Annotated in this window: 19 protein-coding genes; 12 read left to right on the forward strand and 7 right to left on the reverse strand. The window is 41.6% G+C overall.

Translation table 11 applies throughout. The features are described from left to right. Positions 1-15: 15 nt before the first annotated feature. Together ACS5PU_RS17160 and ACS5PU_RS17165 are read left to right on the forward strand one after the other, a co-directional pair. Positions 16-573, forward strand: coding sequence for a DinB family protein (locus ACS5PU_RS17160; RefSeq protein WP_439460383.1), 558 nt, complete (start codon positions 16-18; stop codon positions 571-573). Between the two features lie 25 nt (positions 574-598). Continuing rightward, positions 599-979 carry a VOC family protein gene (locus ACS5PU_RS17165; RefSeq protein WP_439460384.1) on the forward strand — a complete coding sequence of 127 codons (381 nt, stop codon included), beginning with the start codon at positions 599-601 and terminating at the stop codon, positions 977-979. A gap of 76 nt (positions 980-1055) precedes the next feature. Here ACS5PU_RS17165 and ACS5PU_RS17170 read toward each other — a convergent pair whose 3' ends face one another. From ACS5PU_RS17170 to ACS5PU_RS17180, 3 genes are all read right to left on the reverse strand, one after another. After that, positions 1056-1235: a histone H1 gene (locus ACS5PU_RS17170; protein WP_439460385.1), complete on the reverse strand. Its 180-nt coding sequence runs from the start codon at positions 1233-1235 to the stop codon at positions 1056-1058. A 61-nt stretch (positions 1236-1296) separates the two neighbouring features. Further along, complete coding sequence (locus ACS5PU_RS17175; RefSeq protein ID WP_439460386.1) at positions 1297-2001, reverse strand: response regulator transcription factor; 705 nt, start codon at positions 1999-2001, stop codon at positions 1297-1299. Between the two features lie 13 nt (positions 2002-2014). After that, positions 2015-3448, reverse strand: a complete 1434-nt coding sequence (locus ACS5PU_RS17180; RefSeq protein WP_439460387.1) for a sensor histidine kinase — start codon at positions 3446-3448, stop codon at positions 2015-2017. A 237-nt stretch (positions 3449-3685) separates the two neighbouring features. Here ACS5PU_RS17180 and ACS5PU_RS17185 point away from each other — a divergent pair, with 237 nt between their 5' ends. The 9 genes from ACS5PU_RS17185 to ACS5PU_RS17225 all read left to right on the forward strand — a co-directional run bounded on the left by ACS5PU_RS17185 (position 3686) and on the right by ACS5PU_RS17225 (position 14728). After that, positions 3686-5095 (forward strand): alpha-L-fucosidase, encoded by a 1410-nt coding sequence (locus ACS5PU_RS17185; RefSeq protein ID WP_439460388.1) that lies wholly within the window; start codon positions 3686-3688, stop codon positions 5093-5095. A 318-nt stretch (positions 5096-5413) separates the two neighbouring features. Then, a complete protein-coding gene (locus ACS5PU_RS17190; protein WP_439460389.1) occupies positions 5414-6754 on the forward strand; it encodes a hypothetical protein in 1341 nt (446 codons plus the stop codon). A gap of 253 nt (positions 6755-7007) precedes the next feature. Then, positions 7008-7232, forward strand: a complete 225-nt coding sequence (locus ACS5PU_RS17195) for a hypothetical protein (protein WP_439460390.1) — start codon at positions 7008-7010, stop codon at positions 7230-7232. Positions 7233-7392: 160 nt separating this feature from the next. Beyond that, positions 7393-8271, forward strand: a complete 879-nt coding sequence (gene fdhD / locus ACS5PU_RS17200; protein WP_439460391.1) for a formate dehydrogenase accessory sulfurtransferase FdhD — start codon at positions 7393-7395, stop codon at positions 8269-8271. A gap of 7 nt (positions 8272-8278) precedes the next feature. Beyond that, complete coding sequence (locus ACS5PU_RS17205) at positions 8279-8635, forward strand: DUF7009 family protein (RefSeq protein WP_439460392.1); 357 nt, start codon at positions 8279-8281, stop codon at positions 8633-8635. Beyond that, positions 8632-10956 carry an FdhF/YdeP family oxidoreductase gene (locus tag ACS5PU_RS17210; protein WP_439460393.1) on the forward strand — a complete coding sequence of 775 codons (2325 nt, stop codon included), beginning with the start codon at positions 8632-8634 and terminating at the stop codon, positions 10954-10956. Before ACS5PU_RS17205 ends, ACS5PU_RS17210 begins: the two co-directional genes overlap by 4 nt. 50 nt (positions 10957-11006) lie before the next feature. Continuing rightward, a complete protein-coding gene (locus tag ACS5PU_RS17215; RefSeq protein ID WP_439460394.1) occupies positions 11007-11417 on the forward strand; it encodes a DUF1348 family protein in 411 nt (136 codons plus the stop codon). Positions 11418-11895: 478 nt separating this feature from the next. Continuing rightward, complete coding sequence (locus ACS5PU_RS17220; protein WP_439460395.1) at positions 11896-13338, forward strand: phytoene desaturase family protein; 1443 nt, start codon at positions 11896-11898, stop codon at positions 13336-13338. 16 nt (positions 13339-13354) lie between these two features. Then, positions 13355-14728 carry a YeiH family protein gene (locus ACS5PU_RS17225; RefSeq protein ID WP_439460396.1) on the forward strand — a complete coding sequence of 458 codons (1374 nt, stop codon included), beginning with the start codon at positions 13355-13357 and terminating at the stop codon, positions 14726-14728. A 607-nt stretch (positions 14729-15335) separates the two neighbouring features. Here the strand turns inward: ACS5PU_RS17225 and ACS5PU_RS17230 are convergent. Beyond that, positions 15336-15611: a hypothetical protein gene (locus ACS5PU_RS17230; RefSeq protein WP_439460397.1), complete on the reverse strand. Its 276-nt coding sequence runs from the start codon at positions 15609-15611 to the stop codon at positions 15336-15338. Between the two features lie 251 nt (positions 15612-15862). Here ACS5PU_RS17230 and ACS5PU_RS17235 point away from each other — a divergent pair, with 251 nt between their 5' ends. After that, positions 15863-16357 carry a hypothetical protein gene (locus ACS5PU_RS17235; RefSeq protein WP_439460398.1) on the forward strand — a complete coding sequence of 165 codons (495 nt, stop codon included), beginning with the start codon at positions 15863-15865 and terminating at the stop codon, positions 16355-16357. 66 nt (positions 16358-16423) lie between these two features. On the opposite strand, the gene ACS5PU_RS17240 is transcribed toward ACS5PU_RS17235, so the two are convergent. From ACS5PU_RS17240 to ACS5PU_RS17250, 3 genes are read right to left on the reverse strand one after another with little or no spacing between them, the layout of a single operon-like run. Then, complete coding sequence (locus ACS5PU_RS17240; RefSeq protein ID WP_439460399.1) at positions 16424-19198, reverse strand: outer membrane beta-barrel protein; 2775 nt, start codon at positions 19196-19198, stop codon at positions 16424-16426. Then, positions 19188-19403, reverse strand: coding sequence for a hypothetical protein (locus ACS5PU_RS17245; protein WP_439460400.1), 216 nt, complete (start codon positions 19401-19403; stop codon positions 19188-19190). Before ACS5PU_RS17245 ends, ACS5PU_RS17240 begins: the two co-directional genes overlap by 11 nt. Beyond that, positions 19387-20340, reverse strand: coding sequence for an alpha/beta fold hydrolase (locus ACS5PU_RS17250; protein ID WP_439460401.1), 954 nt, complete (start codon positions 20338-20340; stop codon positions 19387-19389). Before ACS5PU_RS17250 ends, ACS5PU_RS17245 begins: the two co-directional genes overlap by 17 nt. Between the last annotated feature and the right edge of the window lie 144 nt (positions 20341-20484).

The raw sequence follows: 20484 nt of genomic DNA on the forward strand, positions 1-20484 counted from the left end.
TTTACAGGTTGGCTTATGGCTAACCCAGAGATGTACTATAAGCCTTGTATTTTTAAAACCCGATTGGGCTTCAGTTGTTATATTATAAATGTTAAAGCAGTGGAAAACAACCAGATATTAATTGCTGAGCTTAAAAAACTTTTACTTGGGGGTACAGCCCACGCCAGTTTGGAAGAAGCAATATCAGGCTTGCCGTTAGATCAGATTGGTATAAAGCCGCACCAGCTTCCTTACAGCATTTGGCAATTGGTAGAGCACATCCGCATTGCACAATGGGATATGCTTGAATTTACAAGAAACCCGGCACACCAATCGCCAAAATGGCCTGATGAATATTGGCCAAAAGAGCTAGAGCCGAATAGCAAAGAAGATTGGAATAAGTGCTTGGCACAGATTTCGGCCGACCGTAACAGCTTTATAGAATTGCTGAACGGTAAAGATCTTTTTCAGCCAATTAAGCATGGAAATGGGCAGACTGTGCTGCGCGAAGCTTTACAGATTGCAGATCATAACGCTTATCATACTGCCGAAATTATAGTCATCCGGCGGTTGTTAGGGAATTGGAAATCTTAAAAGAAGATAATTTAATTTAAATATTATGTTAAAGAATTCGAAAGCATTTAGTTCGTTTGCAGTAAGCGACATTGCAAAAGCAAAAGATTTTTATCAGAATATATTAGGCTTAGCGGTTAAAGACAATCCAATGGGCGTACTCGAACTGCAGATCGCAGACAGAACCCCCATTTTAATCTATCCCAAACCTGATTATCAACCCGCTACTTTCACTGTGTTGAATTTCCCGGTGGCTAATATCGATGAGGCAGTAGCTGAGCTTAACAGCAAGGGAATTATCTTCGAGCATTACGATGAAGAATATTTCAAAACGGATGAAAAAGGAATAAGCAGGGGCAATGGCGGGCCAAATATTGCCTGGTTTAAAGATCCAGATGGCAATATTCTATCCGTCTTGGAAGAATAGAATGCTAGCCGGTCAGATTTTGGGTGGATGATAAAAGATGTTCGCATGGCGTACAGCTTTTTAAGCCCCAATAGCATTATTTAGCACTATTTTTCCTTTCGGTAATTTCAAAACGGATTTCTTGGGCAATGCGTTTGATTTCTTGCATGGCCCGGCGCAAACGTATACCCGATGCACGGTTTTTCCTATCGTCAAACTTTTTGGCATCGGTTTCTAATGATGCAATTACCTTTTTTAGTTGCTGAAAATTTTCCATAATATATTTTTACTAATTGCCGCTGTCAAAAAATTTGGTAGCACAGATATTCCTCAGTCTACTATTTTATTTTTAGGATGTAGCCCAGCCCGTACACATTTTCGATACTGGCCTGCTTGGAGCTTTTAAAAAGCCTGCGCAGCCTAGAAATAAAAACTTCGAGGCTTTTGCCATTAAAATAATCATCGTTTCCCCACAGGGCCATAAGAATATCCTTCTTTTTAACTACCTGGTTCATGTTGCCCGCCAAACAATCCAATACTTCCGATTCTCTCAAAGTAAGGGATATTTCCCTGCCATCGGGCATTAGTACAAACAACTGATCTTTTTGGTATCTGATATCTCCTATATTGATAAAACCAGGGCTTGAACCCATTGGTGCACTGGGGTTATTGGAAAACTTATTGATGATATTACCTATCCGTAAAACCAGTTCTTCAATTTCGAAAGGCTTTGATATATAGTCTATTGCGCCGATTTTGAGTCCCTTAAGGCGGTCTTGCTTTTCGTTATGTGCAGTAAGGAAGAAAAAAGGCTGGTTTGGGTTGATGTTTACCATTTCAGTTGCCAAATCAAAACCATTCATATCGGGTAACTGCACATCCACTATCATCAGCTTGTTGCTGTGCTGGTTTGCGCTGTAATAATCCAGTGCTGCCAAGGCGGTCTTAAACCACAGTACACTAAATCCCCTTAACTTCAGGTATTCTGAAATCACGTTTCCCAGGTCTATTTCATCTTCAATTATTACGATATCATAAAGCATAAAATTCTTTGGATTAATGATTTGTATGGCCCACAGTTTGCCCGATAGGAATGTGAACCAAAAATTCGGTCCCTTTGCCCACTTCGGTTTTTATGCTAATATCCCAGCCATGTATAGCTAGGCATTGTTTAACATAATATAATCCTAGCCCCAGGCCAGCAATTGTTTTATCTTTCCCTGCACGGAAAAACTTATCGAATATTTTATCCTTTACGGCTTCTTCAATTCCTTTTCCGTTGTCTTTAATGTGAAGAATATAATTATCATTCTGCAAGGTGATAAAGAGCACCGTCATTTTTACATCGTTATGGTTGTGCTTAAACGAGTTATCCAAAATATTCTGCAGCATGGTTGTAAACACAAATGGATCAATCATGATCAATATTTCCGAATGGTATGGGTCAAATGTAAGGCTATTTGGCTGCTCAACTTTTATTTTATAATCGTTTACTAAGGTAAGCACGGCGTAATTGAGATCGGTTTCCTCTAGGTTGATATTCTTGTTGATCTCCGAAACCTCCAACATTTGGTTTATGTGCGAGTGAAGCCTTCTGGCCTGCCTGTCAACTATGTGTACAAGTGCTTTTACGCGGTTTCTGTCGTTGAGCACTTCATCTTCATCCAAACTTTTACTGGCGACCAAAATGGTAGTAATTGGTGTGTTAAACTCGTGTTTTATACTGTTAAGGAAATCGGATTTAACATCAGTTTCTTTTTTTTGGCGCATCCAACTGATATACGTGTAATAATTGATCCCCACAATAATGATGATACATAGAGCAACCAGTAAAAAAGTGGGCAACATTTGATAGGCAACTTTGAGGTTACGGCCAGGTGCATCAACAAAAAGGCTATAGGTAATTCTGAAGTCGTATACCAGTTTACCACTGATGGAAAGATTGGCAATACAGTTTTGAACAGTAGGATCGGCCAAAGTTCCACTTATTATCAGGCCAAAGGGCGTTTTTTGCCTAGCTTTAAATAAATTATCATGGCGACTATCGAATATGTTGATGTTTCCAATCTTGGTATCAAAATTTATCTCTATCTGCTGAAAGGTAAGTAAGTATTTCAGTGTGGTATCAAGTCCTTTCCGTTTTACAATCGAACGGAAAACACTATCCATAGAGCTTTTCTTTTGCAGCTCTTTTAGCAATGAGCCGCTAACACGATTCGAAAGTTTTTCAAATTCACCTTTGTCCGTAAGGTAAGCGGCTTTGAGCTGTGGCATATTTATGGAAAGTACCGAATCAATAATTTTGCCCCCGCCCTTATAGATCTTATCTTCAGCAATACTTTTTCCATAGTCGTCTATAATCAGCGCTTTCTCCTTTAAGCTATAGTCCCTGTCTCTTAAAACGTAAGAATTATATGTTAATCTGAGCTGCACCAATAGCAATATCACAAAACTAATCAATACTACCGTTTTATATATACGATCTTTCATTTACCTTTTAAAAATAGTTCTATTATTTCATAAATAAGATCACGTTAAGCTTTTGTTAGGTTTCTGTTACGGTTTCGTTCAACAAATTTTATCAATGTGGGGTGTAGCTTTGGATAATTAAAAGCAGGCTACAGCCATTAACCAGATTAATATTAACCAATTAGCCTGGGTAAATGCAGTTACAGTAACTCATCTTTCAAGTAAATAACACAAATAACATAACCAAAAAAAAGAGAAATGACCTTTAAAAGGATTTTATCATTATTACTGATTGCGTCAGTAACAACAGCCCTATGTCCGGCAATGGCACAGCAGAAAGCGGCTAATAAACCCCTAACTTCGCTTCAACAGGATTTTGTTGACCTGGGTTTGGGCATGTTTATCCATTATGGCATGCCAACATTTATGGATCAGGATTGGTCTGACCCAGATGCAGCGCTTTCATTGTTCCGCTCACCAAAACTAGATGCAGACCAGTGGGCCAAAGCGGCTAAATCGGCAAACATGACCTATGGCTGCCTCACCACCAAGCACCACAGTGGATTTCCGATATGGGATACCAAAACCACCCCTTACAACGTGATGAACACGCCACTTAAACGCGATGTGGTAAAGGAGTATACTGATGCCTTCCGCAAAAATGGTTTAAAGGTTATGCTTTATTATTCCATTTTAGATACCCATCATGGAATCCGTCCGAACCAGATTACCCCAGCACATATCAAAATGATCAAAGATCAGTTAACCGAACTGTTAACCAATTACGGTGAAATCACCGCGCTGATTATAGATGGCTGGGATGCTCCGTGGTCGAGGATTTCTTATGATGATGTGCCTTTCGAAGATTTATATCACCTGATTAAAACGCTTCAGCCAAACTGTTTAGTGATGGATTTAAATGCGGCTAAATATCCAACGGAAGCACTTTTTTATACCGATATCAAATCTTACGAACAAGGTGCAGGCCAATTTATCTCCAAAGAACACAATAAACTGCCGGCACTGGCCTGCCTGCCTTTACAGGCCAACTGGTTCTGGAAAACATCGTTTCCTACTACCCCGGTAAAAAATGTACCTGAGCTGGTAGATAAGTTTATCATCCCTTATAATGGAGCTTATTGCAATTTTATACTTAATGTTGCCCCAAATGCGAACGGCCTCATTGATGATAATGCCCTAGAAGCATTGAAAGAAATTGGTAAGCGCTACCAAAGGGCGGCCAACCCTCCAAAGCTTGGCACTTATGCAGCCCCCGTTATTTCGAGCAATATTGCCAAACACATCAGAAGCAACAGCAGCTGGAGCGATGATATGAATATTATGGACTTTGCAAACGATGATAATTTCGGCTCGAGCTGGTCTTCAAACCCAACAGTTAGTGCACCTTGGTACGAACTTACATTCGATAAGGCTGCTCCTTGCAACATGGTGGTACTTACAGCCGGAAGCAACAGAAAAGCTACCTATAGCTTATCTTATTTTGCCAATGGAAAATGGAACCCAATAGAAGCAAAGAACGAAGGAGAAAAAAAGGTAAACATTTTTAGGTTTGGACGTACTTGGTGCGAAAAAATCAAAGTAACCATTTCTGGTTTTGATAGCCCACCTGCTATTGCCGAACTGGGAGTTTATAACGAAAGAAAATAACACCTTACATCATGAATTAACCGCTCAATATCACTTATTATCCCTTAAAGAACCTGGCCAAGTTTATTTGGCCAGGTTTTATCTAACCATATCAATCTCCAAGCTATCCATAATTAAGTTTTGATGATAATTTTTTTGATCTAAATCAAAAAAACAGGCATTTTTGTGTTGTTTAAATATAAGTATTTGTAAACCAGTATAAAGCGCCTAAATTTATACTGAACCACACGTATATCCGACGGTAAATAACCGTCTTTTCTTCAATAAAGATATTTACCAATACTTAACCGGTCTTTTAAATCAATAAAATACAATAGGATGGAAACAACAGCCATTAGAAGTAACGATTCGCAAGAGCTTCCTAAACCAAAAGATCCTGTTGTAGAATTAAAAGAATGGGTAAATGAAACCACAGCGATGCTGATTGTGCATGGTATAGGCGATCAGTTTCCGATTTCTACCTTAGATGATTTTGCAAGGGGCTTTGTGGGAGAGTTTAAAACGGTTTACAAGGATAAACTTAGCTTAAGCCACGAAATTATGCCCAAAAAGGATGGCAACGAAACCTGGTTTGATAATGTGCTGCGCATTAAACACGCTGATAGTGAAAACTATATCGATATTTACGAGTATTACTGGGCAAACTATACAGAAGATAAGTCATCATGGAACGACCTCAACAAGTGGCTTCAGGGCGTGGTAAAGGGGGCCAAACATTTTTACAACAAGAATAAATCGCTGGGCGAAGAATATAAAGACAAGAGCATATTTTTTGATCAGAACGGTAATTTCATTGCTTGGCGCTACCAGATTTTCCTTTCGCTGTTTGCCAAAATATTTATGGCCTTTGATATTGCAGTTGGTGGCCTGCTCAAACTGCTTACCTTTCTTCCAATTCCTTTCTTGGGTAAATTGGTGAGCAGCTGGACAGAAAGTTATGTAGAATCTTCTATGCACAGCCTAACCAACGTGGCGGGTGATATTGCCATTTACAACGTTGTCGATCCCAAATCAAAGTTTTATGCCATCAAGAAACAGATTGCCTCTGGTGCCGTTTCGGCCTTGAAGTATTTAATTGAGAAACCTAAAGTTATCGGACAAACCGATGGCGATATCCCGCAGAATTATTATCCAAAGGTAATTGTGGCGGGGCACTCATTGGGCAGTCAGATTGCTTACGATGCCATTAACAAACTTAACCTGCTGGTTAATCAGGGCGAAATTAAAAACTACACGGCCAATGCTACCCTGCTATCAAATCCAAATAAAAAACTTGCCGATCAGCTCAGTGGTTTCATCACTTTTGGCAGTCCGCTCGATAAAATTATCTTCTTTTTAAGGGAGAATGTTGCCGATCAGCAATACATTAAACAACAGATGATACACCATTATCAAGGTTTTAAAATGCGCGATTTAGATCCTTTTAAAGACCGCATTTTAGCTTACGTAGAAACTACCTGCAAGCTTGAACGCTTTTTGGAAGAAATTAAGTGGCGGAATTATTATGATGGAAGGGATTACGTAAGTGGTGGTTTAGATTATTATACCAACCTTACCAATGTAAACTGTAGATTTGCCAGCGGCACATTTAGTTTTACCCATAGTAATTATTGGAATTATAGCCATTTCTACCGGGATATTATAAACGAATTTCTTTAAGAACAGCTGCCTGTGCGCTCCAAGTCCTTCATATCACGTTTTTGTACTTTGTAGGTTAAATGATTTATAATGAGGATTTTATTTTTCAAATTCAGATAACTTACTGATCCTAAAGAACCATGAAAACTTTACCGATCAACAAAGGTGGCGCTGTTAATTTCAGAGTGGATATTGTAACAACAACAGTCTTACTGCAGCCGGGCTAAAATCCAGTCGAAAAAGAGATGCGTTTATAAAAAAACAGCACTGGACATTGGGCGAAACCAGCGAAAATGTAAGCACCAAAGAGGCAATTATCCGTGGTTTACTAATTGTTGCCGCGGTACCTTTGTTCACAGTGGTTGATCGGACCTATAGTACAGCGTTGCTCATTTTTATTGTTCCGGTATTGTTCTATCTGGAAGTTACTGCTTTCACCATTTACTCCCCTGTAAAAGCCATTTTTAGCAATTACAGGCTTCCACAGCAGTTTGATTAATGAGCTTAGCGACAGTATTTTTTGTCACCTCAAGCGGTAAAGCACTTTCTTTCCCGGTATTATTTAGGCAAAATACTTATATTAGTGTAAGCAACAGTTTGTATGAAATAGTGCTGTAAACGTCCCAAAACCGTATAATTTTAATGGAAATCTCAACAATATGAAAAACCCTTTTGAAGTTTCCTTTTTCGGGGAGCCTGTTCCCCCAACATATACCTCTGCGGTACAGGTAAGAAAGATTAGTGACGAACTGGAAGCTGATTTTGAAGATACCCTTGCTGTTGAAGAACCGCTGGAAATTAGACTGGCTTTTGCGGCTGGTACAGAACAGGTTGTTAAAAGTATTTCGGTTACTATGCGAACGCCAGGCAACGATGAAGAACTGGCAAAAGGCTTTCTTTTTACCGAAGGGATTATTGATTCCAATGCCAATCTGAAAAAGAGTGATGTTTTTATATGCGGAGAAGGTCGTGAAAATACCATCACTTTGCTAATCGAAGGCGGCTCTGTGCCCGATCTTTCCAATAGCGAACGTAATTTTTACAGTACCTCTAGCTGTGGGGTTTGTGGCAAGTCTTCTATTGCGTCTATCCGTACACTTGGTCAGTTTAAGCCTATTGAGCCGAGGCGCGCTTACATCGATAGCAACGTCCTGCTCACGCTTCCTGATGCCTTACGCAAGGCACAGCGGTTATTTTCGGTTACCGGTGGACTTCATGCTTGCGGTATTTTTACCCCGGATGGAGAACTGATCGGCCTCCGTGAAGATGTGGGCCGCCATAATGCATTGGATAAATTGATAGGTAAAGCTTTTTCTGATGGAATATTGCCGTTAAGTGAGCATATTTTGCTGCTGAGTGGTAGGGCAAGTTTTGAATTGGTGCAGAAAGCGGCCATGGCAGGCATAACCGTTATTGCAGCAATTGGCGCACCATCAAGCCTCGCAGTTGAGCTTGCCGCCGAATTTAACATCACACTTATCGGCTTTTTGCGGGGCAGAAGCTTCAATATTTATACTGGCGCTGAGCGCATTAAATAAAACAGACATGAAAATACGCATCAAAGGCAATTTTATAAGATATAGGTTAACCCGCTCTGAAGTGGATGGATTGGCAGAAAACAAGACTTTGGCTGAAACTGTAGACTTTGGAAGCCGTAAGCTCATTTATAGTATCACCTGTACTGCTGATAATAATATGTCGGCCAGTTTTATCGGAGACGAAATCAACTTAAAATTCCCTTCGGTATGGTTGGCCGAGTGGCAAACTACCGATCGGGTTGGCTATAAAGCTGAGGATGGCACATTGGGTATACTGTTGGAAAAGGATTTTACCTGCCTTGATCAGGTAGAAGAAGATCAGAGCGATAATTATCCGAACCCACTTTTGAACGAAAGTAAATGAAAAAGTTAAAAGTATTACCAGATCCCGAAAACCCAGTTAAATTACTGGACCTTAAATATACACCTGCAAAAACCTGGGCTGCGGGTATTCCAGCTGTTGTTGCAGCGTTTAGCGACATACTACAAGAGCGTATACCTTTGCGCGGCATGCGTGCACTGTTCAGCATGAACCAAAAGGGAGGCTTTGATTGCCCCAGCTGTGCCTGGCCCGATCCCGATGATGAACGCTCGCCCATTGGCGAATATTGCGAGAACGGGGTAAAGGCACTGGCCGAGGAGGCAACATCTAAAAAAGTTACAGCCGATTTCTTTGCCGAAAACAGTGTTTACGACCTTGCCCAATTAATTGATTTTGAAATTGGGAAGAAAGGCAGGCTTGCCGAACCCATGTTTTTAGCAAAGGGAGGTACCCATTACCAGCCCATAAGCTGGGAAAAGGCATTCGAAAAAATAGCCTCACACCTCAATGCACTCGGTTCGCCAAATGAGGCCGCATTTTATACTTCGGGGCGTACCAGCAATGAAACATCATTTCTATATCAATTATTTGCAAAAGAATTTGGTACCAACAACATGCCCGATTGTTCCAATATGTGCCACGAAACTTCAGGCACGGCGCTACTGCCAACCATCGGCATTGGTAAGGGTACGGTAAAGCTTGATGATTTTTATCAGGCTGAGGTAATTGTGATTATCGGCCACAATCCGGGCACCAATGCACCGCGGATGATGAGTGCGCTGCAAAAGGGAAAAAAGAACGGGGCAAAAATTATTGCCATTAACCCAATGCCCGAAGCCGGATTAATGGGGTTTAGAGATCCACAGGCCCTGAATGGCATATTGGGTATTGGCGAACATTATTCCGACCTGTACCTTCCCGTAAAGATTAACGGAGATATGGCGCTGCTAAAAGCAATCGGGATATTGCTTGCCGAAGCCGAAGAGGAATCGCCAGGCCATGTTTTTGACCGCGATTTTATTGCCGAAAAAACCACCGGAGCTGAAACTTATCTGGCCCAGTTGAAAAATTACAATTTGTCAGATCTTGCGGAAGCTGCAGGGCTTAACATTGAAGAGATTAAGCAGGCTGCAGCCATTATTGCAAAGCATAAGCGCATTATATTTGCATGGGGGATGGGCCTTACACAGCAACCAAACGGGGTAGATATGATCCGTGAGATTGTGAATATACTGTTGCTGAAAGGAAGCATTGGTAAACCTGGGGCAGGGGTTTGCCCGGTAAGGGGCCACAGCAATGTACAGGGAAACCGCACCATGCTCATTAATGAAAAACCTACCAGCCAGCAGTTAGACCGGATTAGGGATGTATTTGGCTTTGAGCCGCCCAGGGCACATGGTTATGACGTGGTTGGCGCTATAAAAGCCATGCATGCCAAGGAAGTAAAAGTGCTATTTGCCATGGGAGGCAACTTTTTATCGGCCACTCCTGATACTACCTTTACCGCAGAAGCCCTTCGCAGGTTAAAACTTTCTGTACATGTATCTACAAAACTGAACCGTAGCCACTTGGTGCATGGCGAAGAAGCCCTTATTTTGCCAACGCTTTCGCGCAGCGATATTGATATGGTTGGAGGGGTTCATCAGTTTATCAGCACCGAAAACTCCATGGGCGTGGTGCAATCCTCCAAAGGTATTTTAAAACCAGTATCCGATCAGTTATTGAATGAAACGCACATTGTATGCCGCATGGCCATGGCTACTTTAGGCGATCGCTCAGTTGTAAATTGGGCTGCTTATGCCGAAGATTACGATAAAATCCGCGATGCGATAGAAAAGTGCATTCCGGGTTTTGAGCATTATAACGAAAAAGTAAGGCACAAAGGTGGTTTTTATCTGCCCAATGCCGCCAGAGAAGGCCAGTTTATGACCGGAAAAGATGGTAACCGTGCCGCATTTACCATTTCGGGCGTGCCTTTTAACCAACTTGCCGAAAATGAGTATATGATGGCAACCACCAGAACGCACGACCAGTTTAATACCACCATTTATGGTTTGGAAGACCGTTACCGCGGAATAAAAAATGAGCGGAGGGTAGTGTTTATGAACCAAAAAGATATGGATAGGGAAGGCTTTAAGGCCGAAGATAAGGTGGACCTTTTTAACTACGATGATGGTATTGAGCGCATTGCCCCACTTTTCCTGGTGGTTCCTTACAGCATCCCCGAGCGCAATACCGTAACCTATTTTCCTGAAACCAATGTGCTGGTATCCATCAATAATGTTGTGGCCGAATCGAATATGCCGGCTTCAAAGTTTATTAAGATACAGATTAGGCGGCACCAGCCCGATGCTGGCGGATAAAAATAACCGGTGCCGGCAGAATTTTAAATACTTAACAGATCAATCAAAACATGGAACAGAAATTTCCGCTTCCACCCTTTACCATGGAAACAGCGCAAGAAAAAATACAGACTGCAGAAGATGCCTGGAACAGTTGTGATCCCGAACGGATTTCTAAAGCCTATACACCAGATTCGGAGTGGAGAAACAGAGATCAGTTTATCAATGGCCGAGCAGAAATTGTAACCTTCCTCACCAAAAAATGGGAGAAAGAGCTGGATTATAAACTTAAAAAAGAATATTGGGCCCATACCGATAACCGTATTGCTGTAAGGTTTGAGTACGAATACCGCACCGCAGAGCACAAATGGTTTAGGGCCTATGGTAACGAAAACTGGGAGTTTGATGAAAATGGACTGATGCAGAAAAGGTTTGCCAGTATTAACGATCTGGAGATTAGCGCTGAGGAGCGCAGGCTTTAAATGATTTTACGAAACAGAATATTTTAATCAATTAATTGAACCGGAGCTTTTTGGAAATGGAAACTCTGCTAAAAGCGAGCTGAGCAGTTTTGATACTTCTTGGCGTTTTGCTCCGCTAATTCCAATGTTTGCTTTCATAATCGCAATTTTTTTTCATTTGAACTGCCCACGCGTGTAGCAGGTGAGCCTTTGTATCCTAAAATTAGGCTATGCTTAGCAGTGGTTCGAAGTATATTCGCTGAGTAGCCTATGCCAATCGTTGAATGTGCATTTTTGAGGGTTGACCTAAAATACTGCTTGGCCGTAACCCCCAATAAGTATGTATAAAAATAATTTTTGCCGCCATTTTAGTGATAGCAGAATCACTCCTAATCGAGGGAGGAACATAAAAATGAGCCAGCCTATAAAAGATAAATTCAGAATGTTTAGCTTTGGATTGAATGCCCATTATTTAAGCCGGAGAGAATAAAATAACCAGATGAAACTAGAAAAACGGGATTATGATGCAATAGTTGTAGGATCGGGGCCAAATGGATTGGCTGCGGCCATCCTCTTGCAGCAGCATGGGCTTTCCGTTTTAATTATAGAGGGTAAAAATGTAATCGGTGGAGGATTAAGCTCTGACGAACTCACTTTGCCTGGCTTTACACATGATGTATGCTCGGCAATCCACCCGATGGCACTGGCTTCGCCGTTTTTTAAAACCCTTCCTTTGGCCAATTATGGATTGGAATATCTGCAGCCCACTTTTGCCGCGGCACATCCTTTTGATGATGGTACAGCGACTATATTGGATCAATCTATCCAAAAAACCGCTGAATATTTAGGTGGAGATGCCAAAACTTATACTGCATTGATGGAAAACATCACGGCTACATGGCCATTGATTGATGAGGATGCCCTTGGACCATTGCATTTCCCCAAACACCCATTGGCAATGGCAGGCTTTGGACTAAAGGCATTGAGCAGTGCTACAGGTTTTGTTAAACGCTTTAAAGAAAAGCAGGCCCGCGGACTTTTTGCCGGAATGGCCGCACATGCCATACAACCTTTGAGCAACCTCAGCACCACAGCCATAGGTTTGGTATTAATGGCTACTGGGCACCTTAAAGGCTGGCCCATACCCAAAGGCGGATCAAAATTTATTGCAGAAGCCTTAGCTGGTTATTTTAAATTTTTGGGTGGGAAAATCGAAACCGGAACTTTTGTTACCTCCTTAAATCAACTGCCTTCTGCCCACGCCGTGCTTTTTGATATTACCCCAAAACAGTTATTGCAGCTAGCAGGGCATAAATTTTCCAATATTTACAAATGGCAGCTCGAACGTTACCGTTACGGCATGGGCGTATTTAAGGTAGATTGGGCATTGCATGGGCCTATTCCGTTTACTGCCGAAGCATGTAGTGGAGCAGGTACGGTTCACCTGGGCAATACTTTCGAAGAAATAGCAACCGGCGAACTGGCAACCAGTAGGGGCCAACAGGCAGAAAAACCCTTTGTGCTTTTGGCACAGCAGAGTTTGTTCGATGCATCGCGTGCGCCCGAAGGAAAGCAGACGGCTTGGGCCTATTGCCACGTTCCAAATGGTTCAAAACAGGATATGACCGCAATTATCGAAAATCAGGTAGAACGTTTTGCACCGGGCTTTAAAGATCTGATTATAGCCAAACACGCCATGAATACCGAACAGATGGAAGCGCACAACCACAATTACATTGGTGGCGATATTAACGGCGGGATATTAGATCTCGGACAGTTGTTTACCCGCCCGGCGCTAAGGTGGTCGCCTTATAAAACATCGGCAAAAGGATTATACATCTGCTCATCGTCTACGCCGCCAGGTGGTGGTGTACATGGCATGTGCGGCTACAACGCCGGAAAAAGAGTATTAAGAGATATTTTCAATATAAAAATCAGATAACCACAAAGAAAAAACGATGTCTATACAGAACAATGCTTCAGGAACCACAGAAGCTTTAACAGATGCTGGAATAACACCCGACAAAAAAACATTTCTACAATCGATTACCGAAGATTGGTGGGCGGTAATTTTAGGAACAATTATTATTGCCACTGTACTTTATTTAACCAATAGCGGTATAACAATTACTTTACCCGCTTATAAATGGGCAACTTCCGAAGACCTTTTTGGTAAAATCCTTTCTGGACAAAATTTATTGCTCATTTTAGAAACAGGAGCAGTCTTTTTGGCGCTTGCAGCCACCGCCATTGGACTTTCGGGTGGTAATGTAGTCCGGTTTGCTGCAGGTTTTTCGCTGATCTACTTTTTTGCCATTATCGCTTTTATTATTGGCGGCAACAAAAACGTATCTTATTTCGGATTGGAATACGTGGTATTCGCGCTCCTCATTGGTGTCTTTTTGGGCAATGTAATAAAGCTGCCCGAATGGTTAAAAGAAGCGGTGCGGTCTGAATTTTACATTAAAACCGGTTTGGTTATTCTAGGAACCACCATATTATCTGCCGATTTAATTAAAGCCGGTTTACCAGGTATTGTTCAAGCTGTTATTGTGGTTACCGCAGTTTGGTTTTTCTCGCTGTGGTTAAGCCGTAAGTTAAAAGTGGATGATGAATTCGGCGTGATCTTAGCCTCTGCCGTATCTATCTGCGGTGTTTCTGCGGCTATAGTTGCGGCAGGAGCTATTAATGGCGATAAACGAAAACTATCTTATGTAACTACCTTGGTGTTAATAATGGCCATACCCATGATGATTATACAGCCTTGGGCAGTAAAGTATTTCCACATTCCGGATGTTATTGGCGGTGCTTGGTTGGGCGGTACATTAGATACCACCGCAACAGTTACCGCGGCAGGCGATCTGGTTGGGTCAATTGCCGTTAAGGCTGGGGTAATTGCTAAATTCTCTCAGAATGTATTTATCGGGGTAGCCGCATTTTTTATCGCCATTTGGTGGGCTTATAAAAAGCCAAAAGGCGAAAATGGAGAGGTTTTAGTTAAAGCGCAAAGCCCTGGGCTTAAAATTGTTTGGGAACGTTTCCCGAAATTTGTGCTGGGATTTGTTGCCGCATCGTTAGTGTTTTCTTTCTTATTATCACCTGCAAATGCAAAAAGTGTAGCGCCAACATTAAACGGTTTGCGTACCGTGTGGTTTGCCATTGCTTTTATCTCAATCGGTATGGAAGCCAAGTTTTCATCACTGGTAAAACTGCAAGGTGGCAAACCTGCATTTACCTTTGTAACCGCGCAGATCTTTAACATCTTCTGGACCTTATTATGGGCTTATATCTTATTCGGGGGTTATATATTCCCTATACCAGATTTTAAATAATCAGAAAAGCTATAATCATTGCTTCTCAAACCTCGGTCTGTGTCCTCACAGACCGAAAAAAACCTTCGCACTCAGGATGAAAATCTGTGACTCAATTAAACGTTTTTATCCTTAACAGAATAGCTATAGACTATTGGGCTGCCACAGTTTGTGGCAAGTGAGTTTACAGCACGGTAGAAATTTCTTACTCCTCGGTCTGTGTCCTCACAGACCGAAAAAAACCTTCGCACTCAGGATGAAAATCTGTGACTCAATTAAACGTTTTTATCCTTAAAAGAAAAGCTATAAGCTATTGGGCTGCCACAGTTTGGGCCAAATGAGTTTACAGCACGGTAGAAATTTCTTACTCCTCGGTCTGTGTCCTCACAGACCGAAAAAAACCTTCGCACTCAGGATGAAAATCTGTGACTCAATTAAACGTTTTTATCCTTAACAGAATAGCTATAGACTATTGGGCTGCCACAGTTTGGGGCAAGTGAGTTTACAGCACGGTAGAAATTTCTTACTCCTCGGTCTGTGTCCTCACAGACCGAAAAAAACCTTCGCACTCAGGATGAAAACCTGTTACTCAATTAAAGGTTTTTATCCTTAAAAGAAAAGCTATAAGCTATTGGGCTGCCACAGTTTGGGCCAAATGAGTTGACAGCACGGTAGAAATTTCCTTCAACATTTTCATACTGAATGGATGCCTGCCCACTAACCACCTTTTAACTTCGTCGGGATTAATATCAAGCCATACGGCCAAATCTTGCGCCGAAAAGCCATTGTTTGTTAGGGTTTTAGCTGTTTTGTTGGCCATTTCCAGATTTAATCGCGATAGCTCTTCAATAGCAGGGTTTCCGCTCTCTGCTAACCAGATAGAAACGAAATCGTTTTCTTCCATGTAATATAAGGTTTAATAATTTCGGCTTAAGTGGCAGCCGCTTGCCAATTTTGGCGGCAAATTTAACAATAATACAAGCTTTAATGCAAGTCTAACTGCATTTTGAACCATCCTATAGCAATATGGATCTATTGGAATTTCAGGTTTTTGATCTCTTTGATATACAGATGAGCCTGCTTTCGAACCTTAAATATATTTTGCTATTTAATTTAGTATTTTGTAAATTTGGGTTTAAGCAATATCCCTTTTTTATGACCGAACTCGATTTTTTCTTTGATCCATCATATGGCCACGGCGGAGTGTTTCGGCTGATGATGTTTACGGACAATGGATTTTGGGCGGTTGTTGCAGGAGACAAACTACTGGGACGGATTGAAAAACAAGAAGGAAAATGGGTGCAGATTTTAGGCGATCCATTTCCAGCTGAGCTGATAGAAAACGCTGGATTGTTAATAGATGGACAGCATTTTAATCATCTTCCAGGCGATATCAGTGCCAGATGGCCCAAACTGGTCGAAAAAGTGGTACGGAAATCGGATAGCGAATACATGGTGATATGCAAGCCATCTATTAACTTTAAAACATTTGAACGGATGTTTACCACATTTGTTCCCGCTATGATTAAAGATGAATGGCCAATCCATTTTGCCGTGTACAATAACGATTTTAGCGATGATTTTGTAGCAGCGCTTAGCCGCAAGGTTGAGGAACTGCGTTACGATCCAATCCAGCGTTGGCAGTTATAATCTTAATCAATTGATGGGCTGGAGTAATCAGCCTAAAATAGCTTTTTACTCCATTTACCCTTGTTACTAACCAAATTTACGTACCCTGTAGATCAGCGAAAGCATAAAATAACGGCCTAAACGGTTTACCTGCTTATCAATAATCACGTTATCGAAAACATCTCTTGAAATTCCCGAATTCTGGTCAAAAAGATCAAATCCTTCAACACGGATGGCGGCCATATCGTTTTTCATAAACTTATATTCCATTGATAGGCGCAGCAAAGTGGGGTTGCGTACCGATCCGTTGTCGAAACCCGAGTTAATCTGCTTACTAAAATCGTAGCCTAGGGTTAAGTCTTTAAAGAAATAGTTGCGGCCTTCAATACCATACTCAAACCGGTTCGATTGGCGGCTGGTAAATGAATCGTTTGAGTAGGTGGTTAAATTCTGGGAATAAGAGGTTTCGATTTCAAAATTGGTGATGTCTTTTAAATCTACCCTAAATTCAAGCTCCTGACGCCACGACATGTTTTTTGCGGTAATTTTACTGTTATCGGTAAAAGAAATGTTATTGTTCAACTGGCCTGATCCCGAATAACCAATGGTGAATTTACGTTCAGCGGAAAGCGGTTTACTGATGTTGTAATCGCCCTGTAATGTGTAATAACCATCGGTATTGATATAACTGGTTAGCTGGTTAACCGTACCGGCCACGCGCTGTTTAATGGTAACAATCCTGTCGTTGGTTTGTTCATACCTAAAATTGGCCAGAATAACTTTTCCCGCATTCCAATCGGCCTGTTTATAATGTGCGTTAACGCTATGGATAAATTCTGGTTTAAGATCGGGGTTACCGGTAACAATATTCTGTAGGTTCGAGTTGTCGGATATCGGCTGCAACTGCAAAAAGCTTGGTTGGTTGTTTCGGCCCCAATAATTGATATCCAACGATTCTTGATTTGAAAATTTGTAAGAAAAACGGCCAGAAGGGATTAGGTTAAAAGTGCGGTTAACCGTTGTAATGTCGCGGCTTAAGTTCTGTCCGCTCAATACAGCCGGTTGTGCATTTAGCCCAAGGGTATAGTTTAGTTTTTCGCCAATATAACGGTAGTTCATACCCACTTTATTGATCATAAACTGGTAATCGTAAATGTTGCTCAGTTGCGGATTAAATACTTCGCTGCCGTTCGCAATATCATAAGCAGTCCGGTTGTTATTGGTGGTAGAACGGTTCCAGCTGTAGTTTACCTCAATAAAAGTTTTACGCCATAGCGGCTCCATGTATGATGCCCCAACGTTAAGCCCTAAATTGCGGCTATCCTGGTTGTTTAACTGATTCTGCACTGAGTCGGTTACATTGCGACGTGCATTAATGTATGCGTTGTATACATCCCTGTCGTTTCCACTGTTCGAATAATTAATGTTGCTCCAAGCACTTAAATTACGGCCTTTTTTCGAAAATTTGTGGTTGTAAAAAATGTTGGTGCGTAAATTCAGGTTGTTGGAACTGCTATAATTGGTGTTTTCCCTCCGTATGCTTAAAGTATCCTGCTTGGTAATCGATCCACCTGCACTGTTGCCACTGTTGGTGCTGTAATTGATATTTGGAGAAATTTTCAGGTAATTCATGGTGTCGATCTTATACTCCAGGTTACCGCCCATCCAATGGTTATAATTGTTGCTATTGTTGTTGTTGTTGGCATCTTCAATACGGGTTATCGGATTCTGACCGGCATCCAGCAAAATATTCTGCGTATAGGTAGAGCTTATCGTATTGTTTTTATCGTTGGTAAAATTGTAACTGGCATCAGCAGAAACTTTAGGATTAAACTCGTTTTTGTAGTTTAGTCCGGCGGCATTCCTGGTGGTAACCCCATCGCCACCACCACCACGCATGTTGGCATTGGCCGAAGTTCCATCAAAAGAAATCTGTCTTTCGCCTTTCATGCTGTTTCCCCTGATGTTGGTGTTGTAGCGGTCTGAGTTGCCCACACCTGCCGATGCCCTTGCAAAGTAGCCCTTCTTTTTATCTTCTTGTATAGTCAGGTTTAATATTTTTTCGGGTTCGCCCGTTTTAATGCCCGTAAGTTTGGCCTGATCGCCGTAATCATCTATAAACTGTAGATTCTTGATGATATCGGCCGGCAGGTTTTTAATTGCGGTAGCCACATCGGTACCAAAAAAATCCTTGCCATTAACACGTATTTTGGTTACTGGTGCGCCTTGACTGGTTACATTACCATCTTTATCCACCTTTATTCCGGGCAGCTTTTTTAACACTTCATCAACAGCATCTCCATCCCTTACCGGGAAAGCCTTGGCGTTAAAACTTACTGTATCTTCGGTTACTTTTACAGGTGGTACCCCCGAAATTACTACGGCATCGAGCGTATTGGACGAGGGTTTAAGTTTAATGTTGTCAATGGTTAGCGTAAGGCCTTTATTAATGAGATATTGTTTTACAAAAGTATCGTAACCGATAAAAGCGGCCGATAAGGTAAACTGTTTGAATTTAACTTTATTGAAAGTAAAAGTTCCGTCGGGATTGGCAGAAATGCCCACGCTATCGGTGCCCGATTTAATCCTTACAACAGCGCCAGGAAGCGGTTGTCCTGCTGTATCCAGCACGGTGCCTTTTATGGCATAATTTTGAGCACTGCTGCTGGAGTAAAAACCTGCAATGAACAGGAGCAGCCAGGCCATTTTAATAAAAACCTTCATGAATGTGTTTGTGTGTGCCCTAAAAATACGGCACAGCTTGTTAAAGAACTGCACCGTAATCAACATGTTACTGATGCAGAGCCATATCAAGAGCAAAAAGCGGTTTTGAAGGTTGATGTAGATGAAACTAAAGCTCATTTTTTTCGTAGCCGCCCAGGCAGCTCATACTGGCATTGGCAGAAGCACCGTAATCATCATTAGCTGCACCAGGTTTCCCAAATAAGGTAATAATCCGGTCGATCCTGATTCGTTCGCCATTATCCATCACCAAAAAGACACCTTCATTTTTAAGTTTCGATGTTTCGGTTATACGTAAACTAGCGTATTCAATTGTAATGCACAAAAAGCTGGATCTGAGCTGCAGCTACTGCCGGAAATTCGTGTTGTACGCCATGGCCAGAATTCGGGATTACGATTAACTCTGCAGTTTTCCATTTTTTGATCAGCGGAAACCAGTTCTCTACCGGACAGCTTGGATCATGATCGCCCATTAAAATTAAGATCGGCAGGGGAGTATTGGCCAATTTTTCTCTTGATTGGTAACTGTCTTTCTGATAATCGGCAATGCCCTTAAAGTAATCGGTAAATTTATCTGGCGTGACCATTTTGCTCAGGTCTTTTTTTCTTTTTGCAATACGGAGGTTAGAAGCTTTGGCAGCAGCCCTGCTTTTGGCCGATGCAGGTTCGAAGAAAAGAACTTCCTCGTCTTTTAAGTCGTTAACAGGTTTAAAGGCAGCATCAAGAAAGGCTTTTTCAACTGGCGTATCATTTTTACCTGGAGGGTTTGCACCGATAAGGATGAGGTGCGAAACCATTGCTGGAAAATGCGCAGCTAAGGTTTGCGCAACGGCACCACCGTACGACCAGCCCAATAACCTGAATTTATTAATTTTAAGCGCTGTAGCAAAGGATTTCACATCGCCGGCAACATCCAAAATACTTGGCGCTAGTTGGCCTGTCGATAGTCCTATGCCTGGATAATCGAAAATAATTACGCGGTTGTTCTTAGCCAGTTGATCTAAAAACAGTGGGTCCCAAGTATCTAAAATTCCCCTTAGCCGGTTGCAGAGTATAAGTGGTGCGCCTTTGCCTATACTTCGATAGCCGATTTTGTTTTTTCCAGCCTTTATGTAAAGTGTAGGGGCATTTACGGCCGTTACCGTGGCTTTGTGCTTTGCGTTAAGCCCTAAAAATGTTGTGGTGGGTTGATCCGCCTTTGCAGGTAAAGCATAATGGCCAAGTGTTAAAACTAAGGCAAGGTAAAGTGCTAATGTTTTCATAATTCGCTTGTGTTTAAAATCGTTTTTCATTTAAAAGATTATCTGCTGTATTCATTTAGTTTTCTAATGAAGTGCCGTTAATTAAGGTTTTGTAATACAGTTGGTTATGGTTTGAGTGTGCAATTGCGGAATAACGGTATTCCA

This window comes from Pedobacter sp. GSP4 (assembly GCF_051857575.1).
Classification (GTDB): domain Bacteria; phylum Bacteroidota; class Bacteroidia; order Sphingobacteriales; family Sphingobacteriaceae; genus Pedobacter.